Here is a 14,788-nt window from a genome sequence, read left to right on the forward strand (position 1 = left end):
ATAAGGATAATTTTAATCTGGTATCTAATCAATGGGTTCTGGGTATTTTAATAAGCAATTTTTTTGCCATTTCTGGTTAAGGAACTGTTGTACCTGAAAATGTGTACCGGACCTGCCGCCGGGTAAATTGTATTTTCCATGATATTCATGAACTTGCCGGATCAAACTAACAAAGTAGATGAAATCCTTTTTCTATATACTACCTATCCTGGCGGGGGTGGCCATGACGGTGCAATCGGGAATCAATGCGCAGCTGAGGGCCGCCATTAGTCATCCCATCCTGGCAGCTTTTATTTCTTTTTTTGGGTGGCACCATCGTACTGGCGGTGATGTTGTTGTTTTCCAAACAAGCTTTCCCTGCTTTATCGGCCTACAGTGATATCAGCTGGTATAAATTCACCGGCGGCCTGCTGGGAGTATTTGTGGTGACGGTGGTATTGCTGTCGGTGCAGGAGATTGGGGCCGCCAATATGTTTGTACTCATCATTGCCGGGCAGCTGTTTACAGCGGTATTGATGGATCATTTTGGGGTGTTGGGCATTAAGCAGAGCCCTATTACGATGCAGAAAATGATCGGTATTGTGTGTTTGATCATCGGGGCTTATTTGGTGAACCGGAAGTAGCAATCGCGGATTACACAGATTGAACGCAGATTTCGCGGATTAATACAGATTAAGCTTTCGTCATAATAAAGGTATAGCGGGACTCTTAACAGGGGCCCGCTTTTTTGTTGCCGATCAATCGCAGATTAAACAGATTTTTCGCTGATTTCGCAGATTCGGAACAGATTACACGGATTGGGATGGGTTGTATGGAAGGATGTGGGAGTGATAGGTTGAGAAGGTGCGGAGCCCTGGAATAGCTGCTGATATGGATGAAATACGGCGGAGCTACGGCAGTGCCCAGGATGTGAGTAGGCTAAAGGTCGCTATAAGGTCGCTAAATCGTCGCTGAAAGTTCGCTGAAAGGCCGCTATTGGATCGCTGTAGTATCGCTGGAAGTACGCTGTAATTGAGGGTTAAAACAGCTAAAATTGCAATAGTTATTAAATCTTAGTGTCATGTGTTTTCATTTATAAGTATAGCAATCCATCCGATTTATCGTTCATTATTAAAATCTATGTTTTATGGCAAAGCTTAAACTGACTGTTACCAGGTTGCAGGCTCTATCCTGGATGTGATAATGGTTCGCGGCAGGAATAACTGGATAGGAGCCATGTATAGGCCGCAATAAACCTGCCAAAATGATCATTGATGCCATAATAAACTTCAATAAAAAATCGCCGAGATTAACCGGGTTGGTTAATGCTCGGCGATTGCTTTTTCGTGGCTATTGTTTCAATGGTCAGTAGTCCTTTACTGTATTTGCTCTTGGCTCAAAGCTCTTGGCTCGTAGCTGTATTACCAGCTGCTGATCCGTATGCCTACGCTGTAAGGGGTGAGGTCGAGGCCGCGTTCAAAAATGCTTTGGGAAGCGTAGTTGCCATATAATTTGATAGGGCCCAGTCCCAGTTCGGCCATATAATTCAATTTCCAGGGGCGCAGGTCGAACTCATCACGCTTTTACGTTTGCCATCGGCATCGGTAATGGTCTTTTGCCGGCTGGCATACAAGTATCCTGCACTGGCGCCAAAGGCAATTCCGAATCCACGTTCACGCTGAGGGGTAAAATTGAATTCCAGCAGCATGGGAACAGTGATATAATCTGCCGCCAGTTTATTCTTTTTATAATGGGTGGTATTGTCGATCACCACATTAATGTCGGGCTCTGTTTGGAACTTGATGGGCTCTTTGAAGCGGTAATTGTTCATGCCAATACCCAGACCGTATTTCAGGTTCACCACATGCTTAATGAGGTTGAGGCGCTGCATGAAGAACCAGATGTTGACGTTGGTTGATTTGACAGCTTTGAGTTTGAACCAGTCTTCATTTGCACCGGGAGCAAAGGTTTGCGCTTCGGCACTGCTGTAATTGGTTTGGTCATTGAAATTGGTGAAGCCCAGGTCAAAGACAAACCAGTTGGTGCTGATGTTGGAGGGCTTGTACTTGCGGCGGTAAATGCGGGTGGATTCGCGGTCATTGTCTGCTTTGGCGCTTCCTGGTGAGCGCACGATGATCATTTTACCAATCCTTATTGTATCAGATTTGGGTTGTTGGGTGGTGGTATCTGTTTGTGCCAGGGCCGAACATGCCATACCTATTCCCGCCAGGAGAATCAGCATCCTTTTCATACTTCAAAATTTACTTGTGTAATGGAGGTTATTTTAACGCAAATTCAAAACTCGCTATCCGGATAGACTTTTCATTGTCATTATCAGCATGGGTAGCTTTATCAAAAACACGGGATACTTTTCTGAAGAAACCGCGCATTTTATTTTTCTTGTTATCTGTATTCACAGCATAATCTGGTTCCATCTCTACTTCTCTTTCTGGAGTATAAGTAGTAACCTTGGCCAATCCTGAGCTTAAATGACCTTCACGTACGGGTACATTTACATTAGGTGTATTGGTGGGGTCGATCTTAATGGTATTATTCAGCGCCATTGCATTGGTATTCCTTCTTACAGGCGATGTTGCTGAATCTTCTACATCGTTTCCTGTTTGTGGTACGTTTGGCACGGTCAGAATGTTACCAGGCTTATTGTTATTTTTTTCTTCTTTTCTGTTATTGCCTGCAAATTCTTCTTGTTTATTGTCTTTAACAGGCAGGATAACCACTGGCTTTACCGTTGTATTCTTCTGTTGCTTTTTGCTTACTTGATCATTGATGACTGCGAGGTCTGCTGCCTGGTTGGTTTTGCCAGGATCAGTAGCTGCCAAAGGCGCCTTGGATGGTTCCTGTATTTGAGGTACAAGTTGGTTTGCCTTGGGTTTATCAGCTACAGAATACTGCCCATCAGTTGTTGTATGGTTATTGCCTTCCCGGGTGAGGGTATACCAGGTGGAGCCTCCAATCAGGAGGAGTACGGCTGCTGCGGCTGCGATCTTCCACCAGCGCATTCTTACTACTGGTGCTTTATCATCTTCTTCGCTGCGGTATAAGGCATATTTATTGGGAAATATGATGGCGGTATCAGGCATCAGCCTGGCCTGCTGCATTAATTCAAAAGCAGCCTGGTGTTGTGGGTGCCTGTATACAAATTGCTCTACCTGGTCTTTTTGCTCATTGGTCAGCTCATCATCGGCGTAAAGGACAAAGTATTCTTCGCAATTGGTTTCATTGACGGGGTTGGGTGCTGCGGAAGACTTGAGCAGCGACTGCTTATTAGAGAAAACGATCTTTTCATCGGCCGGTAACACTGATTGCTGGAGCATGATAAGCTCGGGGCGGAGATCAGGGTTTTCTTCCACGAATGTTTCTACTGCTTTGCGTTGGGCAATGTTCAGTTCATTGTCCACATACAGCAGGAAAAACTCTTCGTAATTATGGCGAGTGATGTTCATGCTATAACACATTTTCGGGGCTGACCAAATAATTTTTAACTGCACACGGGCACGGTGTAAATATACTTTTACCTGACTTTCGGTCAAACCGGTAATCTGCCCGATCTCTTCATAGGAGTAACCTTCATAATCTTTCAGCAATACGAGTGATCGCTGGGTTTCATTAAGCTGTGCCAGGGCTACTTCCAGTACTTTGCGGGTGTTGTGCATGGGCCGGTCGTAAATTTTGGCATCCTCTCTAAACTCATCCTTCAGGCTTATTCTTTTGGCTTTACGCAGGTGGTCGATCATCTGGTTATAAGCCACGGTAAACAAATAGCTCTTGCACTTGGCGCCATCCACTTCGGCCCGGTTGACCCACATTTTTTCGAATGCCGTTTGTACCACATCCCTTGCGTCCTCCTCATGGCGGAGGTTTTTAAGGATGAACCGGTACACGTTATCCGCGTACGTTGTGACACATTGGTTGTACTCTCTTTCAGTCATAAGCTTAGTCCTATCTCTTAAATGTGCTTGTAAAGCTTGTCTATTTGTTATACGTGGAAGGGTAATTAAATGTTACACCTCTGTAATACTTTTTACCTTAAAAAATAAAAAGAGGCTGTTAGGGCCTCTTTTTATTGTAAGAAGTTGATAATCAAAGTCTCTTAATGGGCAGTAATCATGACTGCCCGGTTCAGGGCCTCCAGGATAATGAACTCGCCCTGGGCCTTTGTTTTTCTTTTTGGTCCTTCGATTCACTGCACACATCATCATCGGCTGTTTTGCCTGGCCGGGTGGCGGCAAATACCAGTATGCCGGCAGTAATTACCGCCAGCAAAAAAACGCCCGTATAAAGGATCTTTTAAACATACAAGAGGCCATTTGAACTATAAGACGAAGTTAGTCGCAAAATGTTACAGGAATGGTAAAGAAATCTAAAAATTAGGCGTTTGAGATGGATTACCGGTAAAATTACCCAGTCTCCACGCGACGCATTCCGCCTCTCGCGACCTTTTTGTGCAGGAGGGCGGACTTGACCTCGCCTGGGCGTGGTACAAATTGGCATTGGGGTGGCATTTTCCGGGGAGGGTGGTAAAACCTGGCAGTATTTGCTGGTTTATGCGGCCGGATTAGAAAATTTCAAATGAGCAGCTTGTCAAATTGCTATTTTTGTGCCCTTATCTAAAAAACGCTCTTTCCATGAATGAAAATTTAGTCAAAAGACTGGCTACAGAACTTGAAGACATCAGGTCTGCAGGACTGTATAAAACAGAACGTATCATTGAATCTCCTCAGGGAGCTGAAATAGTAGTAAACGGCAAAACGGTGCTGAATTTTTGTGCGAATAACTACCTGGGTTTGTCTTCGCATCCTAAAGTAACGGAAGCGGCTAAAAAGCTGTTGACCACCGGGGTATGGATTGAGCAGTGTACGGTTTATCTGCGGTACGCAGGATATACATAAGGAACTGGAAGCAAAGATCTCTCAATTCCTGGGTACGGAAGATACAATCCTGTATGCAGCAGCTTTTGATGCGAACGGGGGTGTTTTTGAACCACTCTATAATGAGCAGGATGCGCTTATCTCGGATGAGCTGAACCATGCATCTATTATTGATGGGGTGCGTTTGTGCAAAGCGATGCGTTACCGTTATAAGCACAACAATTTGGAAGACCTGGAAACGCAATTGAAAGCGGCACAGGCACAGCGTAGCCGGATCATTATTACGGATGGTTCTTTTAGTATGGATGGCACGATTGCGCAGTTGGATAAAATTGTAGCACTGGCAGAAAAATATGATGCGGCCATTATGATCGACGAATGTCATTCCAGTGGTTTCCTGGGTAAAACTGGCCGGGGAACGCATGAATACCGGGGTGTGATGGGCAAGATCGACATCATTACAGGTACGCTGGGTAAAGCATTGGGTGGTGCTTCGGGCGGATTTACGAGTGGCCGGAAAGAAGTGATTGAAATATTGCGTCAGCGCTCCAGGCCCTACCTGTTTTCGAATACCCTTGCTCCCAGTATTGTGGGCGCTTCGATAGCGGTACTGGACCTGTTGACAGAAACCACTGAATTAAGGGATAAACTGGAATACAATACGAAATACTTCCGCAGTAAGATGACAGAAGCTGGTTTTGATATCAAACCCGGCGATCATCCTATTGTTCCCATCATGCTGTACGATGCAGTGGTAGCACAAAAATTTGCTGCAAAGTTGCTGGAGGAAGGGATCTATGTAATTGGATTCTTCTTCCCGGTAGTAGCGAAGGGATTGGCGAGGATACGGGTACAGCTGAGTGCTGGTCATGAACAAGCGCACCTGGATAAAGCAATTGTGGCCTTCACGAAGATTGGAAAGGAATTGGGCGTGTTGAAGTAATATTTGTATTTTTCGGGGAATAAACCCCGAACGCCCGATCATGGAAGAAAATCAATCACCTTCCACTACAGTCTGTGCAAGCTGTCAAAGCATTGCTGTAGTGGAAGGATATACCACTCCCTTATGCAGGGAATGCCGACAGCAATTCATCAAGTATCCCATCCCGCTCTGGATTAAAATTTTTGCCGGCACTATTGGCGCAGTAGTCGTATTCTCCCTATTTTCTTTTCCTAAAAATCTTTCGATGGGTGTACACCTGGAGAAAGGGAAAAGGGCTGTTGAGCAACATAAATACCTCACGGCACAACGCGAGCTGACTGTTTTTACCAAATCAAATTCTGAAAATATAGAAGCACAGGGCTACCTGATGCTGGCGGCTTTTTATAATAACGATCATGTATCTTTTTCCGAAATAGGCCGGAAAATAGTTAATCAGCCTCTTGACAACAGTAAGTTGCTGGGTGACCTAAACTGGTTGGCGAACAGGTTTGATGAATATTATCCCAGTGATTCTCTCAAGCACCTGCTGGAGTCGAATATTGACAGTATCAAGTCGTTGCCGGACATTGTTTACAAGGGCTACCTGGAAGATCATCCGCAGGAGGTGTATGCATATTTCAGTTATGCCAGTAGCTTGTATGATCAAGGGCGTTATGGGGCTTGTGATAGTGTGTTGGAGATCGTGCTTGCTAAGGACGAAGCTCATATTCCTGCATTGCGTATGAAGACGAGTGCGCAAAGGGAGCTGGGTAACTGGGACGCCTCTGTAAAGACTGCCGACCGTATTTTAGCGATCAATAAGGAAGCGGCTTATGCCATTGCTTCCAAGGCAAGAACACGCCTGAAGCAGCACGAGGATAAAGAAGCCTTGCGACTGGCGCTGCAAAGTGTGGACATGGATAAAGAGGATGGCTATAGTGCTTGTACCCTGGTGCTTGCCTATCATTTCAATAACCAGCTTAAAGAAAGGGATGCATTGATCAGTTCGATTGAGAAAGGTGGTAATCAAGATATGATAGAGTACCTGACATTTGCGCAGGATGTAATCAGTAAAAAGAACCATTCAGAAATTGAAATAAACCGAATTATGTTTATCCCTGGTATAGTTATTTCCCTGGTTACGTTTCCTGGTGTTATAGTGCACGAACTGGCCCATCAATTGTTTTGCCGTTTGTACAAGGTGCCTGTGTTCAAAGTGGTCTATTTTCAGATGGAAAATCCTGTAGGGTATGTAATGCATGAGCCGCCTGCTAATAAATGGCATAGTATCATGATCAGTATCGGCCCTTTTTTTATAAATACGTTGTTGGGAGCACTGGTGGCCCTTCCGGCGTCCATTCCGGTATTCATGCTCGATAAGGCAGGCCCGCTGGACTACCTGCTGATCTATCTGGGAGTTTCTATCGCGATGCATGCATTTCCCAGTACGGGCGATGCGAATGTAATATGGGAGGCGGTAAAAGATAAGCACACCAACCTCCTGGTCAAGATACTGGGATATCCCATCGTAGGGCTTATTTACCTTGGATCGCTGGGTAGCTTTTTCTGGCTAGACCTTGCTTATGGGGTTGGTGTGGCTACTGGTTTTCACAAACTTATAATTGGCCTCTTCCTGTAAATGACTGTTTATTTCCCCGCAATTACACTGATCTCAACATTCACATTCTTGGGCAAGCCTTTTACGGCCACTGTTTCGCGGGCGGGGAAATTGCTTTGGAAATATTTGGCATATACTTCATTCACGGAACCAAACAATCCCATATCGCTCAGGAAAATGGTGGTTTTTACTACATGACTGAAATCCATACCGGCTTCGGCCAGTACGGCTTTGAGGTTATGCATCACCTGGTGGGTTTCGCCAATGACATCGGTAGCTTCTACATTGCCGGTGGCGGGATTGATGGCAACCTGACCGGAAACAAATAATAATCCTCCCAATTGAACTGCCTGGTTGTAAGGGCCAATGGGAGCGGTGCACTGCTGGTATTGATGATCTTTTTTTCCATGAATCAAATGTAAGAAGTTTCAGCATTCAGGATTGGGTGCCGGGAATTGACAAAAGCCTGCCGTTTGTCTTTTTCTTGCGGGATGTTGGCCCCTAAAGGCATGTTTCCAGCTCTACCCAGGATTTTGCCCCGCCAGTCCTTAATTGCCGATTCCCGATTACAGCTTAATTTGCGTAAATTTTTTACCATGACGATTGCCATACTGGCCGATGCGGTGTTGAAGAAGGAATGGCTTGCCAAGGAAGCAGCTGCGGGGTGGAATTGATCTGGGTCGATTCGTTGCGTTCGTTGATGATGATGGAGGCCGATGCCTATTTTGACCTGCTATATACACCCGATCCGGAAAGGAAGGACAGGTTGCGTCCGGTAAATGGCAAACCGCTGTTTGTGAATGCAGTATCCTGGCCTGGGAGGGTCACGGGGCGGCAAGTAATACGGATCAATGCCTGGCCTACATTATTACGCCGACCTGTAACTGAAATTGCCTTGACGGATGAGGGGCAGGCGGATGCGGTAAAACGGGTATTTGAGGCGCTGCAATGGCGTTACCAGCTGGTGCCGGATGTGTGTGGTATGATCACACCCCGGGTATTGGCGGCCATTGTGAATGAAGCCTATTTTACGCTAGGGGCCGAGGTAAGTTCCAAAGGAGAGATTGATACAGCTATGAAGCTGGGTACCAATTATCCCCTGGGGCCATTTGAGTGGAGTGAAGCGATTGGATTGGCCCATATTGGTGTATTGTTAAGGGCATTGAGCGGATTGGAAGGGCGTTATACGCTAGCTCCGGCATTGGAAAAAGAACTGGCGGCGGCAGAAGTGTAGGCTTTAGCCGGGTGATAGGATGGGTTTGACAATCTTTTGTATTGATATTTATGCAATTACTACCTGGTAGGCATCTAAAGGAAACCTTGTCTGCAGGAAATAAAAATATTTGATCATTCATTTTTGACCATGGGGCTGATATTGAATATTGACACGGCGACAGAAATAGCAGGTATATGTGTGGCAAAGGATGGGGTGGCCATTACGAATATGGTAAACCGTGAACAGAAGGATCATGCCAGTTGGATCCAGCAGGCGATTGCGCAGACGATACAGGAGGCGGGTTGTACCATGCAGGATTTGGAAGCCGTGGCTGTAACGGAGGGTCCAGGCTCTTATACGGGTTTGCGGGTGGGGATGGCTACGGCCAAGGGATTGTGCTATGCGCTTCATATTCCGCTTATTACAGAAAGCACATTAAAAGTGATTGCTTATGCAACGCGGGAGGGGATGGGGTTGTCAACCGGCCAATCTTCCTTGTACCCCACCTTATTAAGTCCTATGATCGATGCTCGCCGGATGGAAGTCTTTACTGCCTTATATAGTATGGATTTGGAGGTAGTTATTCCGGGTGGTGCCCAGGTATTAGACAATAATTCTTTTAACAAAGAGTTAGAGAATAAAATTTTAATTTTCTGTGGGAATGGAGCTGATAAGTGGAAACCCCTATGTAATCATTCAAATGCAAGGTTTTATGAAGGAGCAGGTCATTCTGCGGCGCACCTTGCACGGCTGTCTGAACAATGGTTTCAGCAGAAAATGTGGGCCGATCTGGCCTATGCAGAGCCCGCTTATCTCAAAGAATTCTACTCTCATATAAAAAAATTAAACTAAGTGAAACTTTTATAGACCTTTAATTCACATAGTATTTTTTTCTTGTAAATTTGGCACTCGCTTATCCTATTAAATTTTTAAAAGCTCTGATGTGCACATGAACGTAACAAGCAACTACTCCATGGTGCTGAATGCAGACGGCGTACATGGGGATTCCGTAAAGGTTGACTTCCTAAACCTGAAAAAGGCCGCAATGATCCTGCGGGCGCTCAACCACAAGTTGCGCCAGCAGATTCTGAAGCTCATAGATGAGCAAAAGCGCCTCACCGTCACTGAAATCTACGTGCGGCTTAGACTTGAACAGTCGGTAGCTTCACAACACCTGGCGATTCTTCGCCGGGCTGGGATTGTAAAAACAGAGCGGGATGGCAAGTTCATCTACTATTCTGTGAATAGTGCCCGAGTGGCGCATATCATGGAATGTGTAGAGGATCTGAATAGCTGATCAGCCGGTTTAACCTTTTGATAATCTGCTTATAAAGCAGGACATGGCAAGCCATGTTCTGCTTTTTGCTTTTTAAGAATTAACTTTGCAACCATGTTTATAAAGCAATTATACACTGGCTGTTTGAGTGAAGCAGCGTATTACATTGAGCATAAAGGCGAAGCGGCCATTATTGACCCGCTGCGTGATGTGGATGTGTACCTGGCACTGGCCAAAGAAAGGAATACTACGATCAAATATATTTTTGAAACGCATTTCCATGCCGACTTCGTAAGTGGTCACCTGGACCTGCAAAAAGCTACCAGCGCCCCCATTGTATATGGACCGGCTACGGAAACGAACTTCCCCATTCACCTGGCCAAGGACGGCGAGTTATTTAAGTTAGGAGACCTTACAATTGAGGTGCTACATACGCCGGGTCATACGCTGGAATCGACCTGCTACCTGCTGCGTGATGAAAACAATGCACCGCATGCCTTATTTACAGGTGATACGTTGTTTGTGGGCGATGTAGGCCGGCCCGACCTGAGCAGTGGTAATTTGACGAAGGAAGAACTGGCTTCAATGCTGTATGATTCGCTGCAGCAAAAAGTAGCCACTTTGCCCGATGAGGTGATCGTATATCCTGCACATGGTGCAGGCAGCAGTTGTGGTAAGAACCTGGGCCCCGAAACACATAGCACGATTGGTGAGCAAAAGCAAACGAATTATGCCTTGCAGCCGCAGAGTCGGGAAGACTTTGTAAAAGCGGTGACGGATGGACTTGGCTTGCCGCCTCAGTATTTTCCCATTAATGCCCGTATCAACAAAGAAGGCTATGATAGCCTGGACGGTATATTGAACAAAGGATTAACACCGCTTTCTGTTGCAGCCTTTAAAGAATTGGCGAAACAGGAAGAGGTGATTGTATTGATACGCGCAAAGCCGCTGAATTTACGCAGCAGTTTGTACCGGGTTCTATCAGCATTGGTCTGGAAGGACGCTTTGCGGAATGGGCTGGCAGTCTGTTGCCATTTGATAAGCCGATCATACTGATTACGGAAGCTGGGCAGGAGCAGGAAAGTGTGGTGCGCCTGGCGCGTGTAGGTTTTTCGCAGATGGAAGGTTACCTGCAAGGTGGTATGGAAGCCTGGAGGGCAGCGGGTGAGCAAATTGACCTGATCATCGACGTAGAAGCGGATGAGCTGGCTATGGACCTGCCATATGATAAGAACCTGGTAGTAATAGATGTACGTCGGGAAACTGAATTTGCCGATGGGCATATCGCTGGTGCTGTAAACATACCGCTGAATGAAATGACCGATCCGGGCACGATGGCCAATATTCAGGAAACGCAAAACCTGTATGTACACTGTGCAGGTGGTTACCGCAGTGTGATAGCTGCCTCGCTGTTGAAACGCCAGGGTATCCATAACCTGCACAATGTGCTGGGTGGCTGGGGCGCTATCAAAGACCAAAAAGGTGTTGAAGTGGTGAAAGAGAATAGTGTGTTGAATTAATAGGTTATACTACGAGTCTTAAGATATTTCTTAAAGCGCCCTTAGTGGCGCTTTTTTCTTTTAAGGGTATAGTATGAAATAGGTATAATCCGGAACATAAAAACCGTCTTTTACGGTTTTGACGATAAGGCAAGCAACCTAGATTTGGTGATTATTCATCACTTAAAGCGTATTTATGCCGGATAGATTATTAAAAACAAAAATGGCAGTGTGCTGAGGGCTCCAGCCACTATTGATACCAAGAAGCCAACTGCAGGCGTTAAGCAAACAACGGTTACAATAATTGTTCCTATCGAAACCCAACCGACAAAGAATCCTCCTCAGTATTCTGAAACGGAAAAAGCAGAAAATAGGCAGATCGTTGTAGATAATACAACCAATCTCTTCCATTCCAAGGTTTCAATTGTTGCACAGGAAGTGGCTGGAGAAACTCAATTGGTTATTTCATTTCTGATGAAATCCAAGATTCCCGGTACTTCCGGCTAAAGGGGTGATTGTTGCTGGAATCTCTCCAGGTAGGTAGAAATAAAGTTATCCCATTTAAAGAGCCTTGTAAAAGTGGTGGCCCCTCGTTTGCTCTGCATAAAAAGGAAGTTAAAATCATCGCTTCCTAATATGTCATTGGTGTCTTTGGGAAAGAAAACGCCAATACCGCTTAACACCTGGAAGGGGCTATTAATAAGGGCTTCTAGCGGGTTTGGTCCTTTTGGATTAACAGCAACGTATTTCTGGATGATGGCCGATTTGATGAGTCGTTTAATTGTCGTACTGTCTTTTTCTGTCAAGGGGTAATATTTGTTCAGTTTCATAGAAGACAGAAAATGACAGATATCGATCATTTTGTAATCCTCATTTAAGGTTTCTATTTTGCCCCGGCCTTCATTAATGAGTCGGAATCTGATCTCAATAATTTTGATCAGTCGAGTTGAAAGCCTGTCAATCCACGCTCCTATTCCCAAATAATGATTGAGGTTATTGGCAAATAAAATGGTGTTGGCCAGTTCAAATCTTCTGATGGAACTATCGGAAAACGCTTTGGTCTTAAAGGAGCTGACGGCAATACAGGCCAGCTTTCTGGGGCTGATCTCGGGTTGTGTATTGATTGCTTCAAATATCGCTTTGTAGTTATACCCATTAAAGCTGATGGTAGAAAGAGGGGCCACCAGGTAGTCAACGGCACTGCTCAAGGTAAAGCCGATGTCAAAGAACTGCATGTTACAATTCATCATGATCAGCAAGTCAATCTTCTTGTAGCCAAACCCCCATTTTATTGCCTGAGCCAGCTCACTAATGGAGAGCTTATCGTGCTTGGGTTTGGTTATAACGCCCCTTTTGACAGGGGATACACCCTCTTGTATGCTTTCCCCGTTTGTTTCCTGCTCTTTCAAATGATAATTATACTTGTCCATGACGCAGGCTGCATCAAATGAAGAGGTGGCCTGGTTATAGATGGCATTATTATCTATGACCAGAAACGAGTAGTTTTTGGATTGTGGAATGGGTCTGTCTATGTTTTCATTTGCAATCTCCAGGTGTGCCTTCGATTCAATAAAAGTAGTAGCATCCTCCCGAAATATCCCAAACTGGGTACTGTGATCCCAGGTAAACAACAGGTATTTGTCGGCAGTATAATGAATCAATATTTTATTCTTAAAGTAATCCTCTAAATCTCTCTGATTACTGAGCTTGAAGTCTACATTTTCATCAATGAGGGAAAATTGATTATTGCCAACAGGGCCCTCTTTCTTAATCGTGAAAAATATAGTAGTGAGTGAGTCCTCACTACGGTTGCTAGCAGGCGTATAGTCAAACGGTAATTGTTTGATGGCCTTGATGGTTCCCTGCAGGCAAAACAGGTATTCTACCTGGTTATTGTCGGCAATTGCTAAAATCTCCCTCAGCATCAGGTCCGCAAAAAAATGAATGTTCTCCAACTGCTTTTATCAAAAGACAACTGTCCATTCTCTTTTGTTTCCTTTTTCATAATTTTAGTTTGAAGTATGTAGTAATGCTCAAGATTGCAGCCCTGATATTTTTAAACTTCTCACTATACCTTACTTATGGGCAGGATAAACAGTTTGTGACATTTCATAAGTACACGCAGAACGAAGGATTAAGTAGTTATAATATTACAAAAATTATTCAAGACCGGTATGGCTTTATTTGGGCCGGCACTCAGGATGGGCTTAACCGGTTTGATGGGGTTAGGTTCTTTTCCTACAACCAGCAAGAAAACAGCAAGTACCATATTCCGGGTACCAATGTTTCGGACATGAAAGAAGATACCGCCCGGAATTTGTTATGGGTGGTTACTTCTTATGGCGGTATTGCTGCTATAAGTCTTAATACGCTGGGGTTACAGAAAAGATAGAACGCATTGATAATGTGGATCTTTCTGAAAAATGGCTAAGATCGGTAGAGGTAAGCGGTAATATCCTTTGGGTGGGCAGCAATAATGCGTTGTATGCAGTTGATATTGCTACCAAAAAGCAACTGGAACTGAAATTGGAGGGGTTTACTGTCAAGCCGGCACTGTTTGATATCTCCAGGCTTTTCAGGGATAAATATAATCGGATATGGGCCTTTTGCAATAACCAGGAATAATGGTCTTTGATGGTAGTTCGGGTAAGTTACTTCAATATATCCCCATCACTGAATTGAGGTTAAGCAAAGCTGTTGATCCAATTACGGTTTGGGAAGTAATAGGAACTGCCGGTGATGAAGTGTTTGCTGCAACCAGTGTTGGTTTACTGGCATTCAAGAGTGGTCGTAATAAAGTATTGATCAATGTAGTGGGGCAGAATCCTTTTTTGACCCGTATGGGTACATTTGGTTGTGCAGTTGATAAGGAGAACAATGTCTGGTTTTCAACTGCCACTGATCTTTATAAGTATAACTTGGTGTCAAGGCGTGCTGTCAGGATTGCGGATGCAGCATCCCCGTCTGACGCCTGGAACTCTACTATTTATTACTTATTCAATGATCGCGATAATAATATCTGGGCCGGGTCGCAGATGGGGCTTGGGTATTTTGGCACAAGCGAAGGCGTGTTTACTGTCTATAATAAGTCGCTTACCTCCGAAACGAATATTGCCCATGCCTATACTATTTATCCTGCCAATGATTCTACGATATACTGCGGCGCTACGGATGGATTGTATAAAATACATACACGGACACGGTCAATTAATAAATTGGAGCAAGGGGAATATTTCTTCCTGATCTTTAAAATGCCTGATGGAAATATCCTGGTATCATATAGCCTTGGATTATTTGTATTCGTTAATGATAGACTCGTACCGGTCGCTACTATATATCCTTTTTGGAGGGAATAAAAAGCGAGTTACTCAATAGTGCCTTACAGATAA

Annotated in this window: 19 protein-coding genes; 14 read left to right on the plus strand and 5 right to left on the minus strand. The window is 44.7% G+C overall.

The window, feature by feature from the left end:
• Positions 1 to 178 precede the first annotated feature (178 nt).
• On the plus strand, positions 179 to 379 hold the full coding sequence (locus tag RS881_RS58945; protein ID WP_350340083.1) for a DMT family transporter: 201 nt from the start codon (positions 179 to 181) through the stop codon (positions 377 to 379).
• On the plus strand, positions 303 to 623 hold the full coding sequence (locus RS881_RS03015) for a DMT family transporter (RefSeq protein WP_315819731.1): 321 nt from the start codon (positions 303 to 305) through the stop codon (positions 621 to 623). Before RS881_RS58945 ends, RS881_RS03015 begins: the two co-directional genes overlap by 77 nt.
• Positions 624 to 1,525: 902 nt before the next feature.
• Here the strand turns inward: RS881_RS03015 and RS881_RS03020 are convergent.
• From RS881_RS03020 to RS881_RS03030, 3 genes are all read right to left on the minus strand, one after another.
• The gene (locus RS881_RS03020) at positions 1,526 to 2,230 is read right to left on the minus strand and encodes an outer membrane beta-barrel protein (RefSeq protein WP_315819732.1); all 705 of its coding nucleotides are present in this window, start codon (positions 2,228 to 2,230) and stop codon (positions 1,526 to 1,528) included.
• Between the two features lie 28 nt (positions 2,231 to 2,258).
• Complete coding sequence (locus tag RS881_RS03025; RefSeq protein WP_315819733.1) at positions 2,259 to 3,881, minus strand: sigma-70 family RNA polymerase sigma factor; 1,623 nt, start codon at positions 3,879 to 3,881, stop codon at positions 2,259 to 2,261.
• Between the two features lie 238 nt (positions 3,882 to 4,119).
• Complete coding sequence (locus tag RS881_RS03030; RefSeq protein WP_315819734.1) at positions 4,120 to 4,263, minus strand: hypothetical protein; 144 nt, start codon at positions 4,261 to 4,263, stop codon at positions 4,120 to 4,122.
• 362 nt (positions 4,264 to 4,625) lie between these two features.
• Between RS881_RS03030 and RS881_RS61495 the strand changes: the two genes are divergently transcribed.
• From RS881_RS61495 to RS881_RS03045, 3 genes are read left to right on the plus strand one after another with little or no spacing between them, the layout of a single operon-like run.
• On the plus strand, positions 4,626 to 4,889 hold the full coding sequence (locus RS881_RS61495) for a hypothetical protein (protein WP_315819735.1): 264 nt from the start codon (positions 4,626 to 4,628) through the stop codon (positions 4,887 to 4,889).
• Positions 4,846 to 5,811, plus strand: coding sequence for a glycine C-acetyltransferase (gene kbl, locus RS881_RS03040; RefSeq protein WP_315819736.1), 966 nt, complete (start codon positions 4,846 to 4,848; stop codon positions 5,809 to 5,811). Before RS881_RS61495 ends, kbl begins: the two co-directional genes overlap by 44 nt.
• A 40-nt stretch (positions 5,812 to 5,851) precedes the next feature.
• Positions 5,852 to 7,429 (plus strand): metalloprotease family protein, encoded by a 1,578-nt coding sequence (locus tag RS881_RS03045; protein ID WP_315819737.1) that lies wholly within the window; start codon positions 5,852 to 5,854, stop codon positions 7,427 to 7,429.
• A gap of 8 nt (positions 7,430 to 7,437) precedes the next feature.
• On the opposite strand, the gene RS881_RS03050 is transcribed toward RS881_RS03045, so the two are convergent.
• Complete coding sequence (locus RS881_RS03050; RefSeq protein WP_315819738.1) at positions 7,438 to 7,824, minus strand: Rid family detoxifying hydrolase; 387 nt, start codon at positions 7,822 to 7,824, stop codon at positions 7,438 to 7,440.
• Between the two features lie 248 nt (positions 7,825 to 8,072).
• Between RS881_RS03050 and RS881_RS03055 the strand changes: the two genes are divergently transcribed.
• The 6 genes from RS881_RS03055 (at position 8,073) to RS881_RS03080 (ending at position 11,906) form a co-directional block, all read left to right on the plus strand.
• Positions 8,073 to 8,642, plus strand: coding sequence for a 3-hydroxyacyl-CoA dehydrogenase family protein (locus tag RS881_RS03055; RefSeq protein ID WP_315819739.1), 570 nt, complete (start codon positions 8,073 to 8,075; stop codon positions 8,640 to 8,642).
• Positions 8,643 to 8,771: 129 nt separating this feature from the next.
• The gene (gene tsaB / locus RS881_RS03060) at positions 8,772 to 9,476 is read left to right on the plus strand and encodes a tRNA (adenosine(37)-N6)-threonylcarbamoyltransferase complex dimerization subunit type 1 TsaB (RefSeq protein WP_315825010.1); all 705 of its coding nucleotides are present in this window, start codon (positions 8,772 to 8,774) and stop codon (positions 9,474 to 9,476) included.
• Positions 9,477 to 9,597: 121 nt separating this feature from the next.
• Entirely contained in the window at positions 9,598 to 9,921 is a 324-nt protein-coding gene (locus tag RS881_RS03065; RefSeq protein WP_162915947.1) for an ArsR/SmtB family transcription factor, read from the plus strand.
• Positions 9,922 to 10,044: 123 nt separating this feature from the next.
• Positions 10,045 to 10,956, plus strand: coding sequence for an MBL fold metallo-hydrolase (locus tag RS881_RS58950; protein WP_350340084.1), 912 nt, complete (start codon positions 10,045 to 10,047; stop codon positions 10,954 to 10,956).
• Positions 10,881 to 11,420: a rhodanese-like domain-containing protein gene (locus RS881_RS03075; protein ID WP_350340370.1), complete on the plus strand. Its 540-nt coding sequence runs from the start codon at positions 10,881 to 10,883 to the stop codon at positions 11,418 to 11,420. The genes RS881_RS58950 and RS881_RS03075 overlap by 76 nt, the downstream gene beginning before the upstream one ends.
• A 210-nt stretch (positions 11,421 to 11,630) precedes the next feature.
• Positions 11,631 to 11,906, plus strand: coding sequence for a hypothetical protein (locus tag RS881_RS03080; protein ID WP_315819740.1), 276 nt, complete (start codon positions 11,631 to 11,633; stop codon positions 11,904 to 11,906).
• Here the strand turns inward: RS881_RS03080 and RS881_RS03085 are convergent.
• Positions 11,903 to 13,354 (minus strand): clostripain-related cysteine peptidase, encoded by a 1,452-nt coding sequence (locus RS881_RS03085; RefSeq protein ID WP_315819741.1) that lies wholly within the window; start codon positions 13,352 to 13,354, stop codon positions 11,903 to 11,905. The genes RS881_RS03080 and RS881_RS03085 overlap by 4 nt on opposite strands.
• A 59-nt stretch (positions 13,355 to 13,413) precedes the next feature.
• Between RS881_RS03085 and RS881_RS03090 the strand changes: the two genes are divergently transcribed.
• From RS881_RS03090 to RS881_RS03100, 3 genes are read left to right on the plus strand one after another with little or no spacing between them, the layout of a single operon-like run.
• Positions 13,414 to 13,791: a two-component regulator propeller domain-containing protein gene (locus tag RS881_RS03090; protein ID WP_315819742.1), complete on the plus strand. Its 378-nt coding sequence runs from the start codon at positions 13,414 to 13,416 to the stop codon at positions 13,789 to 13,791.
• 14 nt (positions 13,792 to 13,805) lie between these two features.
• Complete coding sequence (locus RS881_RS03095) at positions 13,806 to 14,024, plus strand: hypothetical protein (RefSeq protein WP_315819743.1); 219 nt, start codon at positions 13,806 to 13,808, stop codon at positions 14,022 to 14,024.
• Positions 14,024 to 14,755, plus strand: coding sequence for a ligand-binding sensor domain-containing protein (locus tag RS881_RS03100; RefSeq protein WP_315819744.1), 732 nt, complete (start codon positions 14,024 to 14,026; stop codon positions 14,753 to 14,755). The genes RS881_RS03095 and RS881_RS03100 overlap by 1 nt, the downstream gene beginning before the upstream one ends.
• The last annotated feature ends 33 nt before the right edge of the window (positions 14,756 to 14,788 follow it).

This window comes from Paraflavitalea speifideaquila (assembly GCF_032395985.1).
Taxonomy (GTDB): Bacteria; Bacteroidota; Bacteroidia; order Chitinophagales; family Chitinophagaceae; genus Paraflavitalea; species Paraflavitalea speifideaquila.